The 16,237-nt window shown below is 35.8% G+C and carries 17 protein-coding genes; 14 read left to right on the forward strand and 3 right to left on the reverse strand.

Annotation, left to right across the window (positions count from 1 at the left end):
- Positions 1-14: 14 nt before the first annotated feature.
- From I6U50_RS11125 to ribB, 8 genes are all read left to right on the forward strand, one after another.
- Positions 15-329, forward strand: a complete 315-nt coding sequence (locus tag I6U50_RS11125) for a thioredoxin family protein (protein ID WP_198628581.1) — start codon at positions 15-17, stop codon at positions 327-329.
- On the forward strand, positions 310-558 hold the full coding sequence (locus I6U50_RS11130) for a DUF6952 family protein (RefSeq protein WP_193710772.1): 249 nt from the start codon (positions 310-312) through the stop codon (positions 556-558). Before I6U50_RS11125 ends, I6U50_RS11130 begins: the two co-directional genes overlap by 20 nt.
- Before the next feature lie 128 nt (positions 559-686).
- Positions 687-1,187, forward strand: coding sequence for a thiol peroxidase (gene tpx, locus I6U50_RS11135; protein WP_198638884.1), 501 nt, complete (start codon positions 687-689; stop codon positions 1,185-1,187).
- Entirely contained in the window at positions 1,187-1,549 is a 363-nt protein-coding gene (locus tag I6U50_RS11140; protein ID WP_193710770.1) for a diacylglycerol kinase, read from the forward strand. The genes tpx and I6U50_RS11140 overlap by 1 nt, the downstream gene beginning before the upstream one ends.
- A 192-nt stretch (positions 1,550-1,741) precedes the next feature.
- Positions 1,742-4,120 carry a DNA translocase FtsK gene (locus tag I6U50_RS11145; protein WP_198638885.1) on the forward strand — a complete coding sequence of 793 codons (2,379 nt, stop codon included), beginning with the start codon at positions 1,742-1,744 and terminating at the stop codon, positions 4,118-4,120.
- Positions 4,121-4,139: 19 nt separating this feature from the next.
- On the forward strand, positions 4,140-4,781 hold the full coding sequence (locus I6U50_RS11150) for a LolA family protein (protein ID WP_198638886.1): 642 nt from the start codon (positions 4,140-4,142) through the stop codon (positions 4,779-4,781).
- A gap of 1 nt (position 4,782) precedes the next feature.
- On the forward strand, positions 4,783-6,234 hold the full coding sequence (locus tag I6U50_RS11155; protein ID WP_198638887.1) for an LptF/LptG family permease: 1,452 nt from the start codon (positions 4,783-4,785) through the stop codon (positions 6,232-6,234).
- A 30-nt stretch (positions 6,235-6,264) separates the two neighbouring features.
- Positions 6,265-7,413 (forward strand): 3,4-dihydroxy-2-butanone-4-phosphate synthase, encoded by a 1,149-nt coding sequence (gene ribB, locus I6U50_RS11160; RefSeq protein ID WP_198638888.1) that lies wholly within the window; start codon positions 6,265-6,267, stop codon positions 7,411-7,413.
- Here ribB and I6U50_RS11165 read toward each other — a convergent pair.
- The gene (locus I6U50_RS11165; RefSeq protein WP_198638889.1) at positions 7,410-8,042 is read right to left on the reverse strand and encodes an NAD(P)H-dependent oxidoreductase; all 633 of its coding nucleotides are present in this window, start codon (positions 8,040-8,042) and stop codon (positions 7,410-7,412) included. The genes ribB and I6U50_RS11165 overlap by 4 nt on opposite strands.
- Positions 8,043-8,168: 126 nt before the next feature.
- Here I6U50_RS11165 and I6U50_RS11170 point away from each other — a divergent pair, with 126 nt between their 5' ends.
- The 3 genes from I6U50_RS11170 (at position 8,169) to I6U50_RS11180 (ending at position 10,185) form a co-directional block, all read left to right on the forward strand.
- Entirely contained in the window at positions 8,169-8,801 is a 633-nt protein-coding gene (locus tag I6U50_RS11170) for a SanA/YdcF family protein (protein WP_198638890.1), read from the forward strand.
- 52 nt (positions 8,802-8,853) lie between these two features.
- Complete coding sequence (locus I6U50_RS11175) at positions 8,854-9,210, forward strand: phage holin family protein (RefSeq protein WP_193710763.1); 357 nt, start codon at positions 8,854-8,856, stop codon at positions 9,208-9,210.
- 162 nt (positions 9,211-9,372) lie between these two features.
- Positions 9,373-10,185, forward strand: a complete 813-nt coding sequence (locus I6U50_RS11180) for a Cof-type HAD-IIB family hydrolase (RefSeq protein WP_198638891.1) — start codon at positions 9,373-9,375, stop codon at positions 10,183-10,185.
- A 71-nt stretch (positions 10,186-10,256) separates the two neighbouring features.
- Here the strand turns inward: I6U50_RS11180 and I6U50_RS11185 are convergent, their stop codons facing one another.
- A complete protein-coding gene (locus tag I6U50_RS11185) occupies positions 10,257-10,700 on the reverse strand; it encodes a VOC family protein (protein ID WP_198638892.1) in 444 nt (147 codons plus the stop codon).
- Between the two features lie 340 nt (positions 10,701-11,040).
- On the opposite strand from I6U50_RS11185, the gene I6U50_RS11190 reads away from it, so the two are divergent.
- The 3 genes from I6U50_RS11190 to I6U50_RS11200 all read left to right on the forward strand — a co-directional run bounded on the left by I6U50_RS11190 (position 11,041) and on the right by I6U50_RS11200 (position 14,400).
- The gene (locus I6U50_RS11190) at positions 11,041-12,909 is read left to right on the forward strand and encodes a TIGR00341 family protein (RefSeq protein ID WP_198638893.1); all 1,869 of its coding nucleotides are present in this window, start codon (positions 11,041-11,043) and stop codon (positions 12,907-12,909) included.
- A 209-nt stretch (positions 12,910-13,118) separates the two neighbouring features.
- Positions 13,119-13,601 (forward strand): DUF4168 domain-containing protein, encoded by a 483-nt coding sequence (locus I6U50_RS11195; protein WP_198638894.1) that lies wholly within the window; start codon positions 13,119-13,121, stop codon positions 13,599-13,601.
- Positions 13,602-13,827: 226 nt separating this feature from the next.
- The gene (locus I6U50_RS11200; protein WP_198638895.1) at positions 13,828-14,400 is read left to right on the forward strand and encodes a M48 family metalloprotease; all 573 of its coding nucleotides are present in this window, start codon (positions 13,828-13,830) and stop codon (positions 14,398-14,400) included.
- Here the strand turns inward: I6U50_RS11200 and I6U50_RS11205 are convergent.
- Complete coding sequence (locus I6U50_RS11205) at positions 14,397-15,923, reverse strand: GH3 family domain-containing protein (protein WP_198638896.1); 1,527 nt, start codon at positions 15,921-15,923, stop codon at positions 14,397-14,399. The genes I6U50_RS11200 and I6U50_RS11205 overlap by 4 nt on opposite strands.
- Positions 15,924-16,237 lie beyond the last annotated feature (314 nt).

Below are 16,237 nucleotides of genomic sequence, written 5' to 3' on the forward strand. Positions count from 1 at the left end.
GGAAAGAAATTGCTATGATAAAAGAATTAGAAAAAGATAATTTAAACGAGATAGTTTCAGATAACGAAACCGTGGTGGTACAGTATATGGCCGGATGGTGTGGTAACTGCCGATTGATGAAGCCTAAGTTTAAGAAATTGGCTTCAGAAAATGAGAATGCAACGTTCTTGATGGTAGATGCCGAGAAATATCCAGAATCCAGAAAACTGGCTAAGGTAGATAACCTACCAACTTTCGCCACTTTTAAAAATGGAAGTTTCGTAAATCAGGTACAAACCAACAAATTTGAACCGCTAAAAGACCTAGTAAATGAAGTTACCAGTAATTAAACATTTAGCTCGCGAAAATGAGGCTCAAAAACTGGAGCATACCATAGAAGTTCTTGAAAGTTATTCTGAACATCGTTCAGTAAAAGACGAGGAAATGGATGTGATAGGAGAATTGATCTCAAATTTATGCGGTGCTGTAGAAGTTAAGCAAGCAATAGATGGTGGAACACCTGAAAAAGATGCCTGTAACAACTTTATGCAAAAAGTAGTGGGTTCTATAGACCGCTAAAAATCGCATTATTACTATAATTTAAAAGGGCTGTCTAAATTTAGACAGCCCTTTGTTTTTATGATAATTTTAGTAAATCCCCATGCTAGATGTTCTAAATTTAGCAAACCAATTTAATAGTAAAACCCATGTCGCAAATAACACTTAAAGGTGAAAAAATAAACACCTATGGCAACCTACCCGAAAAAGGAGAAAGAGCTCCACATTTTGAACTGGTAAAATCAGACCTCAGTACTGCTACTTTAAACGACTTTCAAGGAAAACGCGTTATTCTAAATATTTTTCCAAGTATAGATACCGGTGTATGTGCAACTTCGGTTAGAAAATTTAATGAACGTGCTACCGAGCTCAAAAATACCGTGGTTTTGTGTATCTCCCGCGATTTACCCTTTGCGCAAAAACGCTTTGTAAATGACGAAGGACTGCAAAACGTACTAAACCTATCGGATTTTAGAGATAGAAATTTTGGCAAAGACTATGGCCTTGAAATTATAGATGGTGCATTTGAAGCACTACTATCACGAGTTGTAATTGTACTAGATGAAAATGGGGTTGTGATTCACAGTCAACAAGTACCGGAAATAGGAGAAGAACCAGATTATCTTGCTGCATTAAAAACCCTTTTATAATGCGCAATAGTTTTCTGGGCAAGAGAATAAGAGGAAGCGGTTATGCCATTAAAGGAGCCTGGTTACTATTAAAACACGAGCAAAGTATACAGGTGCAATTTGTAATTGCCATTATTATGTGTATTGCCGGCTACTTCTTTGAAATAACTAAAACCGAATGGATGTTTCAGTTTTTAGCTATTGGTCTTATAATGACGGCAGAAGGCTTAAACTCTGCGCTTGAAGCAATGGCAGATTTTGTACACCCAGATTTCCATAATAAAATTGGCCATATTAAGGATATTGCCGCGGGAGCCGTTTTTATAGCAGCTATTACCGCGGTAATTATTGGTGCAATTATCTATTTTCCCTATATATTTTAATTTATTTGCTGAAATAACTTACAGAAAGCCGGCAATTTAAATTTCAAAAAATATAAGACTTAGTTCTCAAAAAATAATTGCTTAGATTTGACCGTTTAAACATATAGACTAAGCCTGACTAAACTGAAGTAAAATTTCTTTACTTTAGATGGGGCTAATTTGTATTTTTGCTCAAAATCCTTCCAATTATTTATGGCCAAAAAGAAAACCAGGACTAAAACAAATACCGGGAAAAAATCAACTAAATTTTCCTTTAAACTTAATAGGCAACAAAAGGTAGTTTTAGGCAGCTTCTTTATGTTGTTCGGCCTGGCCTTAAGCGTTGCGTTTATTTCTTTTTTATTTAATTGGGAAGTAGACCAGAGCGCACTTGGTGAGTTCACTAATAGAGAAGTAGAAACCAAAAACTGGCTTAGTAAATTTGGAGCTTCTGTTAGCGACTTTTTTATGTATCAGGGATTTGGTATTGCTGCCTTTATTTTTTCAATTTTGGTAAGCTACAGCGGGTTCCATCTTTTTCTTGGAATTAAATCTACCAAATTAAGGGAATCCTGGTTTTGGGGAATTTTAGTTATGCTCTGGTTAGCAATTTTCTTCGGTTTTTTTGCTGCTAAAAATCCGCTTTTAGGCGGAAGGATTGGTTTTGAAATGAACGACTTTCTTCAGGATTACCTGGGCTTCTTCGGCACCATTTTATTGTTGTTCTTCTTATTTATCGCTTATTTAAGTTTAAGGCTAAAATTAACACCCGAACTAATTGGGGGCTTTGTAAAGTCTAAAAAAGAAAGTCTCAACAAAGAATTTCAAACAAATAAAGCAGAGGTATCGGCTACCGATGAAGAAACCGACTGGAAAGAGAAAGTAGTCCCAAAACAGGAAAAAACTTACGAAGACACTACTACCGAAATAAAACTGGAAACCAGCACCCCTAAGGAACAAACCCCTACTCCTTCTCCCTCTTTAAAAACTGAAAAGAATGAAGATCCCGGTGAAGTAGCGATGGAAGTGGAAACAGCCAGAGAAGAAGAAATAGAAGAAGATAAGATTAGCAATAAAATAGTGAAGGATTTTGGAGAGTTCGACCCTACCCTGGAGCTAAGCAATTATAAGTTTCCCACCCTGGAGCTACTTCAGGATTATGGAGGTGGCATTACCGTAGACCAGGAAGAACTGGAAGAACATAAAAATCGTATTGTAGAAACCTTAAAAAACTATAAAATTGAGATCGCCCAAATTAAGGCTACGGTTGGCCCCACGGTAACTTTATACGAAATTGTACCAGAAGCCGGGATTAGAATTTCCAAAATTAAAAACCTGGAAGACGATATTGCGCTTTCCCTTTCTGCATTGGGAATTAGGATAATTGCGCCAATTCCCGGTAAAGGAACTATTGGTATTGAAGTTCCCAATAAAAACTCAACCATTGTTTCTATGCGTTCGGTAATTGCTTCTCCCAAATTCCAGAATGCCGAGATGGAATTACCAATGGCTTTAGGAAAAACCATTTCTAACGAAACTTTTGTGGTAGACCTGGCAAAAATGCCGCATATGCTTATGGCAGGTGCCACCGGGCAAGGTAAATCGGTTGGTTTAAACGCTATACTAACCTCCCTACTCTACAGTAAACATCCCGCGGAAGTAAAATTTGTATTAGTAGATCCAAAAAAAGTAGAACTTACGCTTTTTAATAAAATAGAGAGACACTATTTGGCAAAACTCCCAGATTCCGGAGATGCTATTATTACCGACAATACCAAGGTAATAAATACACTAAATTCACTTTGTATAGAAATGGACGATCGTTACGAACTCCTTAAAGATGCTATGGTTCGTAATATAAAAGAATACAATATTAAATTTAAAGCCAGAAAATTAAATCCGGAGAATGGCCATAAATTCCTACCATATATTGTGTTGGTAGTAGACGAATTTGCCGATTTAATTATGACGGCTGGAAAAGAAGTAGAAACCCCTATTGCCCGATTGGCACAATTGGCGCGTGCCATAGGTATTCACTTGATTATTGCTACACAAAGGCCTTCGGTAAATGTTATTACCGGTATTATAAAAGCCAACTTCCCGGCCAGAATTGCCTTTAGGGTAACTTCAAAAATAGATTCCCGAACCATTTTAGACGGCCAGGGAGCAGACCAGCTTATTGGTCGTGGAGATATGCTCTTTACACAGGGAAATGAATTAAGAAGATTGCAGTGTGCCTTTGTAGACACTCCCGAGGTAGATAAAATAACAGAGTTTATAGGCTCTCAAAAAGCTTATGCACAAGCACATCAACTTCCCGCTTATGAAGCAGATGAGAGTGGCACAGGTGTTGATATAGATGTTAGCGAAAGAGATAAGCTCTTTAGAGAAGCTGCCGAAGTGATCGTTACCGCTCAACAAGGATCGGCTTCTTTGCTGCAACGAAAATTAAAACTGGGCTACAACCGTGCCGGCCGAATAATAGACCAATTAGAGGCAGCGGGGATTGTAGGACCTTTTGAAGGTAGTAAAGCCCGACAGGTTTTAATAACCGATCTTGCTGCTTTAGAACAATTTTTAAATGAAGAATAACACATCTTTAAATACTAAAATGAGAAATTTAATTTTTATTACACTTGCTATTTTCACCCTTAACCTTCAGGCCCAGAACTCTAAAAAGGCTGAAGCCCTACTTAATGAAGTCTCTTCAAAGGTTAAAACCTACGACAATATGGTAATAGATTTCAAGTATAGCCTTCAAAACAATGCTGCTAATGTAAATCAGGAAACACGAGGTGATGTTAGCATTAAAGGAGAGAAATATCTATTAAACCTTATGGGAACTACCCAAATGTTCGACGGGAAGAAAATCTACACTATAATTCCCGAAGATGAAGAAATTAACATCTCTACTTATATAGAGGAAGAGGAAAATAATATAACTCCCTCAAAAATGTTTAGCTTTTATGAAGAAGGTTATAATTATGAAATGGACGTTGCTAAAAATGTAAATGGACGCAATATTCAATATATAAAATTAACACCCAAAGACAGTGATGCAGAGGTAAAAAATATCTTATTAGGAATAGATAGCCAAACCAAAAACATCTATAATCTTATACAAACACAAGCTAACAACACACAAATAACTATTACTGTAAAAAGCTTTAAAACCAACCAGGAACTGGCTAAAAACCTGTTTACCTTTGAAGAAGCCCGATACGAAGATTTTTACATCAATAGACTAGATTAAATTGAAAATACTAGACCGGTACATACTCACCAGTTACTTAAAAACTTTCTTTTCAGTTTTTATAATTCTAATGTTCATCTTTGTACTCCAAACCATTTGGTTGTATATAGGTGAACTGGCAGGAAAAGATTTAGATACAGAAATTATCCTAAAATTTTTGCTCTATTTTTCTCCAAAACTGGTACCACTGGTTTTACCACTTACCATCCTGCTTACCTCTATAATGACCTTCGGTAATTTTGCCGAAAATTATGAATTTGCAGCTATGAAATCTTCCGGGATTTCCCTGCAACGGGCCATGCGTGGTTTAACGGTTTTTATTTTACTGGTAAGTGTAACCGCTTTCTTTTTTGCTAATAATGTTATCCCCGCAGCAGAATATAAATCTATTAACCTTCGGAAAAATATTGCCAAGCTAAAACCGGCAATGGCCATTACCGAAGGTGTTTTTAACGATTTGGGAACCATAAATATTAAGGTTGAAGACAAAAGTGGCGATAATGGCCGGTATTTAAGCGATGTCATTATCCATAAAAAACCTGCCAATAGAAGCGGAAATTTTACCGTTATAAAGGCTAAGGAAGGAGAATTGGCAGGAAGTACAGATTCTGACGTGCTTTCCCTGGTTTTAAAAGATGGTAATTATTACGATGAAGTTCAAGCCTCAGATTATTCCAAAAGAAGGGATAAACCTTTTCTGAAAAGCTATTTTGAAGAATACACCATAAACCTGGATCTTTCTGATTTTAACAATGTAGACCTGGAAGATGAAAGTTATGATAATACCCAGGGCATGCTTAACATTTCAGAACTTCGCCAGAGTATAGATTCTTTTGCTACTTCTCATAATACAAAGAAAAGAGCCCTTACCGCCAATATGTACCAGCGTACAAGTTTTGATAATATTGAGGTAAACCTAAAACCTTCAGATTCTATTAAAGAGATTGAAAATACCATTTTAGAAGAGTATGATACCTACCAGGCAATACAAATAGTTAGTTTAGCACTTGGATCTGTAAATGGGGCGCTCTCACACCTTAACATTAAAAAATCTGAATTAAAAAATTCAACGAAACAGCTCAACAAATTTGAAATAGCCCTGCATGAAAAATATGTATTGGCCGTGGCATGTATAGTACTCTTTTTTGTAGGGGCACCCCTGGGGGCCATTATTAGAAAAGGAGGCATGGGCTTACCTATGGTAGTGGCCATTTTACTTTTTCTAACCTATCATTTTATAGGAATTTTTGCTAAAAATAGTGCAGAAGACGGTAGCATTAGTCCGTTTATTGCTACCTGGCTATCCACGCTCATTATGCTACCACTGGGTGTTTATCTTACCTACCGGGCTACTACAGACCAGGGCTTATTTGCTTTCGAAAATATTACCGAGCCTATAAGAAAACTGCTTAAAAAAGCCGGCATAATTAAGCCAAAAAGAAAAATAGATTAGATATCTTTGCAGGCCAAAATAACACACAACATGGTTCAGGAAACGACTACCCAAAACAACCTTCAACTTCACAGTATAAAAGAAGCTATAGATGATATCCGTGCAGGAAAGGTAATAATTGTGGTAGATGATGAAGATAGAGAGAATGAAGGAGACTTTGTGGCAGCCGCCGATAAAGTGACTCCGGAAATGATTAATTTTATGGCTACTCACGGTCGCGGACTTATCTGTGCCCCTATTACCGAAAAACGCTGTAAAGACCTGAAACTGGAAATGATGGTAAACAATAATACCGATCCTATGGAAACCGGCTTTACCATCTCTGTAGATTTAAAAGGTAAAGGTGTTACTACAGGAATTTCAGCTTCAGATAGAGCTAAAACCATCCAATCACTTATAGACCCCGAAACAAAACCTACAGACCTAAACAGGCCCGGGCACATTTTTCCACTTAAAGCCAAAGAAGGCGGTGTATTAAGAAGAACAGGCCATACCGAAGCCGCTATAGACTTTGCCAGGCTTGCCGGTTTTGAACCTGCCGGGGTTATTGTGGAGATTATGAATGAGGATGGAACTATGGCAAGACTGCCACAGTTAATGGAAGTCGCTCAGAAATTTGATCTTAAAATTGTTTCAATTGAAGCCCTGGTTGCTTACAGAATGCAACACGACTCACTTATTGAAAAAAAGGAAGATTTTGACCTGGAAACCCGCTTTGGGAAATTTAGGTTAAGAGCCTATAGACAAACTACAAACGGCCAGGTACACCTTGCATTAACAAAAGGAAGCTGGAAGACCGATGATGAAATTCTTGTTCGCATGAATTCTACTTTAGTGAACAACGATATTCTTGGCACCCTTACCAATAATGCCGATAAAAAGTTAGATAGTATGTTTAAGGCCATTAATGAAGAAGGTCGAGGTGCTATTGTTTTCATTAATCCTGCTGTACAATCCCTAAATTTATTGCCCAGACTTGCCGAACTAAAAGAAAGGCAGAAAAAAGGCGAAGTAAAAGCTCCGCCTATTAATATGGACAATAAAGACTTTGGTATTGGAGCCCAGATTTTGCACGATTTAGAAATTCACAAAATCAAGTTACTTTCCAACAGCCAGCACACCAAACGTGTGGGTATGATTGGTTATGGGCTGGAAATTACTCGATATACCAATTATTAATTCACTTCAATAATTACATCTTCTAAAGGCCTACGCACTTTTTTAAAATCTGAGAACATATCGTCTTCTGCGCGATACCCTACCGGTAAAGCCAAAACCGATTTTAAATTATGGGCGTCTAAATTTAGAAGCTTATCATATTTTTTGGGCTCAAAACCTTCCATAGGACAGGCGTCTATCTCTTCGGTAGCACAAACAGTAAGTAGCGTCCCCAAACTTAAATAAGCCTGATTTAATGCCCAGGCGTGAATCTCTTCCTCTGCTTTAGATTCAAAGCTGGCCACCAAAGACTTTTTAAAAGGATCTAAAATTTCATCTGGGGTCTCGCGTATTTGTTTTACTCGTTTAAAATATTGTTCTATAAAATGTTTATCAACTTTCTTTTCTATACAAATTACCAACACATGCGAAGCGGTGTTTAGCTGCTGTTGCCCCCAGGAAGCATTTTTCAGTTTTTCCTGAAGCCCTTTATCCCGAACTATTACCATTTTTAAAGGTTGTAGACCATAAGAAGTTGCCGTAAGGTTAAAAGCTTCTTTTAGGATATCTATTTTTTTGGTAGAAAGTGTTTTCTCTGGATTAAACTTTTTGGTGGCATAACGCCATTGTAAAGCTTTAATATTTGTCATCTCTTAAAAATTCTTTTAATAGTGCCAAAGGTAAACATTCACCTTCATTGCTTAAAGTATCTACAATAAATTAAACATATAGGTAAACTATTATTTTTTATCTTCGTGATATAACAGGTGAAGCCTATGAAGTTTTTAAAAAGATTAATCCTTGGGTTTACACTTTTTGTAGTGCTAAGTATCCTCATTATATTTGGATTGGAAGCTTATATTAAAAAAGAAACTTCAAACCTTATATATTCTGAAATCACCGAATTACCGGAAGCTAAAACAGGAATAATCCTGGGCGCAAGTGTACATGCCGACGGTAAATTATCTCCTATTTTAAAAGATCGCGTAGAAACTGCCTATAAACTTTATAAGCTTAATAAAATTGAAAAATTCTTAATAAGTGGCGATCATAAAACTAATGATTATGATGAAGTTAATGCAATAAAAAATTATCTTCTCAAAAAAGGGGTTCCTTCCAGAGCTATTACCTTAGATCACTCTGGATTTGACACTTATGATAGTATGTATAGGGCCAGGATAGTTTTTAATACTGAAGATGCTACTGTAATTACCCAAAAATTCCATTTACCCAGAAGTATTTATATCGCTAAAAAACTGGGGGCGAATTACAAAGGTTTTGAAGCTACTCCTGTTGCATATACCTCTTCAGAGACTATTAAACGCAGGGAGCAACTGGCTAATTTCAAAGCTATTTGGGAGCTTCTTATCAAACAAAAACCCACATCATTAGAAAACCGATATGAATAATTTTTTGGCGATTTTTTTATACCTTTATTATATTAATTAAAACACCTAACACATGATGCAATGGGTAGTTCATATTATAATTGATGCCTTAGTGCTTCTTGCCGCTGCCAATATAATGCCTAAAGTAAAGCTTAAAGGCTTTAAAACGGCAATTATTGTAGCAATTATTATAGGCTTACTCAGTTTTCTTTTAAGTTGGGTGCTCACTCTACTACTAAATGTAGCTACTTTTGGTATTTTTTACTTCCTGGGATTGGGCTTTATAACCCGGGTTATTGCCTACGCCATTATTATTGAAATTGCAGATCAGTTTAGTTCTGATTTTAAAACCGAAGGCTTTCTCCCCTCTTTATGGCTGGCTGTATTTATAGCCCTTGTAGGTGGAATTGTAGATGCAATCCTTTTTTAAGGAGATAGATAATATTTTTCAATCAATAATTCCGGGCTTACTTTCTACCTTAGTTTTGCTTCATTATATATCATAAAAACTTATACCGCTAAAAATACATTTGATGTTTTCTTAACTGCTCTACATTAGTAATCCCTTATATTTGCAGCTTAAATTTAGGCTATGATAAAATTGATTATTACCGATATGGACGGAACCTTGTTGAACGATCAACATGAAATTCATCCTAATTTTTGGGAAATAGAAGAATTGCTTCATAAAAAAGGAGTTATGTTCTCGGTAGCTAGTGGACGTCAATTTTATAACCTGGAAAGCAAATTTGATAGAATAAAAGACCGAATGCTATTTTTTGCTGAAAATGGAACGCACGTGGTTCATAAAGGAAAAGATCTTTATGTGAATTCCCTCGAAAAGTCTGCTGCTCTAGATTTTATTAGAAAAGGAAGAGAACTTCCTGAAACTTACCTGGTGCTTTGCGGAAAAAAATCTGCCTACATAGAAACTAAGGACGATAGCTTTTATAACGAAATAAATAAATTTTACAAAAAAATTGAAAAAGTTGAAGACCTTACTGAAGTAGATGACACTATTCTAAAAGTAACTTTATGCAACTTTAATGGTGTTGAAGAACACACCTATCCTCATTTTAAAGAACATGAAAAGGATTATAAAGTGGCCATTGCAGCCCAGGTTTTTATAGATATTACCTCACTAACCGCAAATAAAGGAAACGCCATAAGTGGAATCCAAAAAGATTTGAATATATCACCCGAGGAAACCTTGGTTTTTGGTGATTATCTCAACGACCTGGAAATGATTCAAAACGCGAAATACAGTTACGCAATGAAAAACGCACATCCAGAAATTATTAATGCCAGTAAATACGTAACTACTTACTCCAATAATGAAAATGGTGTTTTAAAAACCATAGAGGAGTTAGGTTTGCTTAAAGAAGAATATGCCGTAAAACACTAATCTTCAACAACAAGCCTGGATTATATAGCCCAGGCTTGTATGAAAATTTAAAACAATTTCCTTTGTAGATTTTAGGGTAATTTATTGTCATTTACCTCAATCCAATAGCCATCGGGGTCTTGAAAATAAATTTGTCGAACTCCGTCTGGTCTATCGGTAAAGGTGTTTTTTTCACCATCTCCATTTTCAAAAGCAATATTTTTAGCTTTTAGGAATTCCATAAATTTCGTGAGGTTTTGAGTATTAAATGCCGAGTGCACACCTTTATTTTTCTCTACAACAATATCACTCTCCACCAAATGTACCTGCACTTCATTACCTAACTTAAACCACTTTATGTGATCTCCAAGTCCGGCATTATCTATTTGCTCCAGCCCTAAAATATCTCTATAGAATGGCACTGAAACTTTTAAATCTTTCACTCTAATAGTATCATGATCCTTTTTAAGCTTACCAGGATTTTCAGAAGATGTAGCTGCAAACAATATGATTACAGCCGAACTTACATTTTTCATTATTATTATTTTTTTTTGAAAATAGTCATAAAGAGCATCTTTCCAAAAAAATCTTTAAAGTACTACAGGATATTTAAAACGATATAGAGTAAATTACCTCGTACAAGGCATTAAATAAGAATATTTTTTCGAACCAAGCCTTGAAACTACGACAACTATCGGGATAAATTTCAATTATCGAATAAATCATTTTACAGCCATTCTGGGATTATTTAAGCACTATTTTAGAGCAAAATCAAATAAGATCAAATTCCTTCTAAACTTAATCCAAAACTCAGGTTAAACATTTAGTACCATTTCAAAAAACCGTAACTTGGCTTTGCAATCCCAATAACCAACTATGCTGTATATATTATATAATCCGAAGGATAGAGAGAAAATGGAAGAGGATATTTTTCCATTGTTGGAAAATACCGAAAAAGAAATTTTAAGTTATCCTGAAACAGATTTAAAGGTAGATGATAAAGCTACCATAGTTACCTATTTAAGCGATGAGCACTTAAGGAAGTTTTTACCAAAAGCAGCAGAACAAAACCTAAAAGTTGCTATTTTACCACATCCGGAAAACACCTATACCACTAAAGGTTTAGGTATTTCAAATGATCCCGAAAAAGTTATCGAGGAAATTTTAAATAATGAAGAGGTGCACAAACTGGATATGCTCTTCTGTAATGAAACACCTGTATTTCAATCGGTTAATATTGGCAATGTATTTATTTTTACCGAAGAACATCAAAATAACAATGTATTTCGGGAGGTTCTATCTTTTTATAAAAATATAAGACGTTTATCTTCTTTATCCCATAACTCTTATGAAATATCTTCTGAAGATGAAAAAGTAATACACACATCGGCATTAGGAATAGTTGTGGTAGAGCACGCTCTTAGCTCTGTAGTGGCCAGAAGGTTGGTTTCCGAGAGTTCTTTAAACGATGGCATGTTTAATGCACTTATTATTTCTCCTACCAATCTTGTGCAGTTAATCTGGTTTTTATTGCGCAGTTTAATTTCCTTCGGAAGGCAGCTGGAAAAAACACCCTCGTTTATAGGAAGAATAAAAATTAACAAACTTAGCATAAAAGATAAGTCTACTATTGAATTTACGGTAGATGGCGAAAAAGACCGGGCAAAACTCATAACTCTTCGGGTCGAGCCAGAATCATTATGCTTAACCCAATCCAGTAAGTATACCTCAGAGAAAGATGAAGTTAATCTAAAAAAAAGTATCAAGATAAATACCCTGCCTACCGGAGAAAAACGGGAAGAGTTGACCAAACGCAGTCTTCCTATCTACCCAAGGGCTACTACCGAGGAGTTTCAGGAATTATTTAAGGTATTACGAGAGAACTCAAAAACTACTTCTGTTTATGTAGTAATGATGATTTTATCTACCCTAATCGCAACATTTGGGCTTTTTGGAGACTCTTCTCCCGTAATAATTGGTGCAATGATCCTGGCTCCAATTATTTCCCCCATTGTTTCTTTTGCTATGGGTATGGTAAGATATGACAAAAGGATGCTAAAACAGGGAGTCATTACTATTCTGATAGGAACAGGAGTTTCTTTATTATTTTCAGCCGGGGTAAGTTTAATTATCCCAATTAAATCAATAACTTCTGAAATAGACGCCAGGCTTTCCCCTACGCTACTAGACATGGGAATTGCTGTAGCATCAGGAGTAGCTGCCGCCTATGCCCATGCCAAAGAAGGTATTGCAAAAAGTTTGGCAGGTGTTGCTATTGCTGTTGCCTTAGTACCTCCACTGGCAGTTGCCGGTATAGGGGTTGGCTGGTGGGACTGGCAGGTTTTCTCGGGAGCATTTTTACTATACCTAACCAACCTGGCCGGTATTATTATGTTTGCTGGAATCACCTTCCTGGTACTTGGGTTTGCTCCATTTAAAAGAGCTAAATTAGGTTTAATTTATACTTTAATATTAATTGGAATGGTAATGATCCCCCTGTCACTCTCTTTTAACCGAATTCAAAAGGAAGCAAATATTACCCGAAGCCTAGAAGGCTCAACCCTTAACGAACTGGTTATTAGAAATGTAAAAGTAAGATTTAGTACGCCGCTTAATATTTCACTTACACTTGTAAGTTCAGATAATCTAAAAGGGGATGAAATAAGGGAAATTAAAAAGAAAATAGAAGAAGATATTGGCGAACCTATTAGACTTGAAGTCATCCCGGCAAGAAGATTTGAATAATTATTGGTAACCAGGTAACGTAAAAAATTATTAATTAACCTTGTAAGGAGTGCCCAATAGTCAATAAAAAATTAAAAGCAATGAAATTTAACATCCTATCTAATTTGCGTTAAGCTTCTGTAAAAAACCAGAATTAATCATCCATATTTTTTGAATCATAATTACGTATTTATAGATTGCGGGCTATTCTAAAACTATAAACAACAATTATGATTAAGTCAAAGAAAATTGCAGGTTTATTATTTGCTTTTGCCCTTTTTAGTACAGCAAGTGTTTTTGCTCAAACCCAGCAATTACCGCAACAACAGCAGCAAGCTGTAGAAGTAGATGTTAGCGACGAAGAGCTTTCTAAATTTGCTGATGCTTACCAGAGAATTAGAATGGTAAACCAAAAAGCACAACAACAAATGGCAAAAAAGGTTGAAGACAGCGGGTTTGATATAAAACGTTTTAATGAAATTCACCAGGCGTCTTTAGACCCAAATACCGAAAGTGATGCCACCGCCGAGGAAAAAAAGAAGCATAAAGCTGTAATAGCAGAAATTGAAAGCATGCAAGGTAAATTCCAAAAAGAGATGGAAGGAGCTATTGAAGAACAGGGACTTGATGTAGCACGGTATGAAAAGATAGCTATGGCGCTTCAAACCGATACTGAATTACAACAAAGACTACAAAAGTTAATGCAAGGATAATTTCTAATAATATTAGAATTAAGCAAAAAAGGCTGCCTTTTCCGGGCAGCCTTTTTTTATGTTTATTTTATAATCTCTTTTTTGGCATAAGCCTATAAGCTTGGTATATTTTAGTTAGATTTTAAAGAAATTAAATTTGATACTTTGGTCTAAAACTTATGTTATATTAATAATTTCAATTTTAATAAGCCTATTAAATTGGAATAATCTCTATGCGCAGAACAAAATGAAACAAAAAGACACTTTAAAATTTGAAAATAAAATAGTACCCGATGAAATTTGGAGGGAAACCTACATTGCACTTTCGCATTACCCCGAATTGAAGAACACTCCTATTGAATTCAAATTTAAAAAAGAGATTCAAAAGTCTTTTATGCAGGCACAACCAAAAATTTCAGGATTATTAAAGAACAAAAAAAAACGTTCCTATTTTGTTTTAATTAGTGAACAAATAGAGATTGAAGACGTGGTTTTTGATGTAAAAAATGTACCTTCAGAAGTCTTAATTGGTTGGATTGGCCACGAATTAGGACATATTATGGACTATCGGGATCGTAGCGCAATAGATATGCTTTGGTTTGGTATTAAATACCTGACTTCAAAAAAATATATACAGGAAGCCGAAAGGGCCGCAGACACCTATGCGGTAAACCACGGCCTTGGGAAGTATATTATCGCAACAAAAGATTTTATCTTAAACCATACCCACCTTGCAGATACTTACAAAGCCCGAATAAAAAGACTTTATCTTTCACAGGAAGAAATCATGGCACTTATTGATGAAATAGATGAAGATTAAATGCTCTTCTCCTTTACAAATTTCTCAAACCTGGCAAACTTCTCTTCATCCATTACCTTTTCCATTTTTACCTGTCCGCCTTTTTTCTTATTGGCAGCACTCCACTCGGGAAATATATCGGGATCAACCTTTGTAACCTTTACCCCTTTTAAAGCCTTAGAACGAGCTACCTTATAATTCTTATTGGCATTTTTTAAAGATTCATCTAAAGCTTTTTCCAAATTGTTTTCTTCAATATTGGCTTCGGTCCCTAGGTACCAATGGTGATAAAACTCACCGTTAATTCTAACCGCTGCCAGGGTAAATTCCGGGATTCTTATATCGAATTTATTTTCCAGCTCCTTTACGGCATCGTTCATTTTATTCACCGAAAGCTGAGAACCTACTACATTTAAAAAGAATTTTGTTCTCCCGGTTATACGGATTTCTTTTCGTTTTACGTCGGTGAATTTTATAGTATCCCCAATTAAATACCTCCAGGCTCCGGAAACAGTACTAATTAATAATACATAATCTTTCTCTTCTTCAACCTCTTCTATAGAAATCACCGGTGCATGGTCTACTATAGAACCATCCTGATTGATATATTCGGCTTTAAATGGCACAAACTCAAAGTAAATTCCGTTGTCCAAAATAAGCTTCATGGCGTTGGTCTCTGGCCTTGCCTGTACCGCTAAAAAACCTTCTGAGGCCAAATAAGTATCAATTACAGTAATGGGTCGGGCCAGTAAAGCATTAAAGCTTTTTTCATAAGGCTCAAAGGCAACACCACCCGAAGCATATACCTGTAAATTTGGCCAAATATCATGAATAGTATCCAGGTTATTATATTCAATAACCTTTTTCATCATTAATTCTAACCAGGAAGGAATTCCGCTTAAAGCGCCTATATCCCAATTTTTAGCATTTTCGGCTATTTTTTGTACCCGCTCGTCCCATTCTTCAATTTTAGAAATTTCTTCACCGGGTTTATAGTAACCCCTAAACCAAAAAGGAATATTACTGGCACTAATTCCACTAATTTCTCCTTCTTCATGATCGCCTTCCTTTTCCAGATCTGTAGAACTACCCAGCATCATAATCTCCTTTTCAAAAAAATCTGGTGGAAGGTCAAAATTACTTAAAGCACTCACCTGCTTAATACCCGCTTTTCTAATAGATTCCAACATTTCATCGGTCACAGGGATACGTTTGCTGGATTTCCCGGTAGTTCCAGAACTAACCGCGAAATACGGTGGTCTTCCAGGCCAGGTAACATCATTGTCACCTTCATGAAGTTTATACCACCACTCTGCATTCAACTTATTATAATCAAAATAAGGAACTCGCTCTGCAAAAGCTTTTTTAATATCCTTTGTTTTTAATAAATTTTCAAAATCGTAGTGCTTCCCAAACTGAGTATCTTTCGCTTTTTTAAGTAATTTAACAAGCACCTCCTGCTGTGCCTCTTCCGCTTCCGGCTCAGAAACAATTGTATCGCGAAGATCTATAAGACTTTTTATTATGGAACCTACTATAGGCATAGTTATGGATTTTTATCAATGTTAATTTTCAGATATGGAAGATAAAAAAAACCAAAATCAAGACTATTAATGTCTTAACAATTATCAAGATTTTAACCTTTTGCAATTTTGAGCTTTCCGAACTTGTTCATGTCTCAGTATTCTCCATATGGCGGGGACAGTAGGACTTTAGGCGAAAAAATTTTTCAATATTGATTCTAGTTTTTTAAATTCATAGTTTTTAATTACCACTGTTTCAAATTTTTATTTGGCCTTACAAGCTGAAGAAAATAATTCTATATATTCAAATCAACCTATTAAAATTTTAGTTTCAT

Origin of the sequence: Salegentibacter maritimus, from assembly GCF_016236975.1 — a bacterium.
In the GTDB taxonomy this organism is placed as follows: Bacteria; Bacteroidota; Bacteroidia; order Flavobacteriales; family Flavobacteriaceae; genus Salegentibacter; species Salegentibacter maritimus.

Coding starts and splice junctions, on each gene's coding strand:
- I6U50_RS11180 (WP_198638891.1), top strand. CDS start 9,373: ATGATAAAATTGATTATTACCGATATGGACGGAACCTTGTTGAACGAT.
- I6U50_RS11145 (WP_198638885.1), top strand. CDS start 1,742: ATGGCCAAAAAGAAAACCAGGACTAAAACAAATACCGGGAAAAAATCA.
- I6U50_RS11125 (WP_198628581.1), top strand. CDS start 15: ATGATAAAAGAATTAGAAAAAGATAATTTAAACGAGATAGTTTCAGAT.
- ribB (WP_198638888.1), top strand. CDS start 6,265: ATGGTTCAGGAAACGACTACCCAAAACAACCTTCAACTTCACAGTATA.
- I6U50_RS11200 (WP_198638895.1), top strand. CDS start 13,828: ATGAAACAAAAAGACACTTTAAAATTTGAAAATAAAATAGTACCCGAT.
- I6U50_RS11150 (WP_198638886.1), top strand. CDS start 4,140: ATGAGAAATTTAATTTTTATTACACTTGCTATTTTCACCCTTAACCTT.
- I6U50_RS11185 (WP_198638892.1), bottom strand. CDS start 10,700: ATGAAAAATGTAAGTTCGGCTGTAATCATATTGTTTGCAGCTACATCT.
- I6U50_RS11175 (WP_193710763.1), top strand. CDS start 8,854: ATGATGCAATGGGTAGTTCATATTATAATTGATGCCTTAGTGCTTCTT.
- I6U50_RS11195 (WP_198638894.1), top strand. CDS start 13,119: ATGATTAAGTCAAAGAAAATTGCAGGTTTATTATTTGCTTTTGCCCTT.
- I6U50_RS11205 (WP_198638896.1), bottom strand. CDS start 15,923: ATGCCTATAGTAGGTTCCATAATAAAAAGTCTTATAGATCTTCGCGAT.
- I6U50_RS11165 (WP_198638889.1), bottom strand. CDS start 8,042: ATGACAAATATTAAAGCTTTACAATGGCGTTATGCCACCAAAAAGTTT.
- I6U50_RS11170 (WP_198638890.1), top strand. CDS start 8,169: ATGAAGTTTTTAAAAAGATTAATCCTTGGGTTTACACTTTTTGTAGTG.
- I6U50_RS11190 (WP_198638893.1), top strand. CDS start 11,041: ATGCTGTATATATTATATAATCCGAAGGATAGAGAGAAAATGGAAGAG.
- tpx (WP_198638884.1), top strand. CDS start 687: ATGTCGCAAATAACACTTAAAGGTGAAAAAATAAACACCTATGGCAAC.
- I6U50_RS11140 (WP_193710770.1), top strand. CDS start 1,187: ATGCGCAATAGTTTTCTGGGCAAGAGAATAAGAGGAAGCGGTTATGCC.
- I6U50_RS11130 (WP_193710772.1), top strand. CDS start 310: ATGAAGTTACCAGTAATTAAACATTTAGCTCGCGAAAATGAGGCTCAA.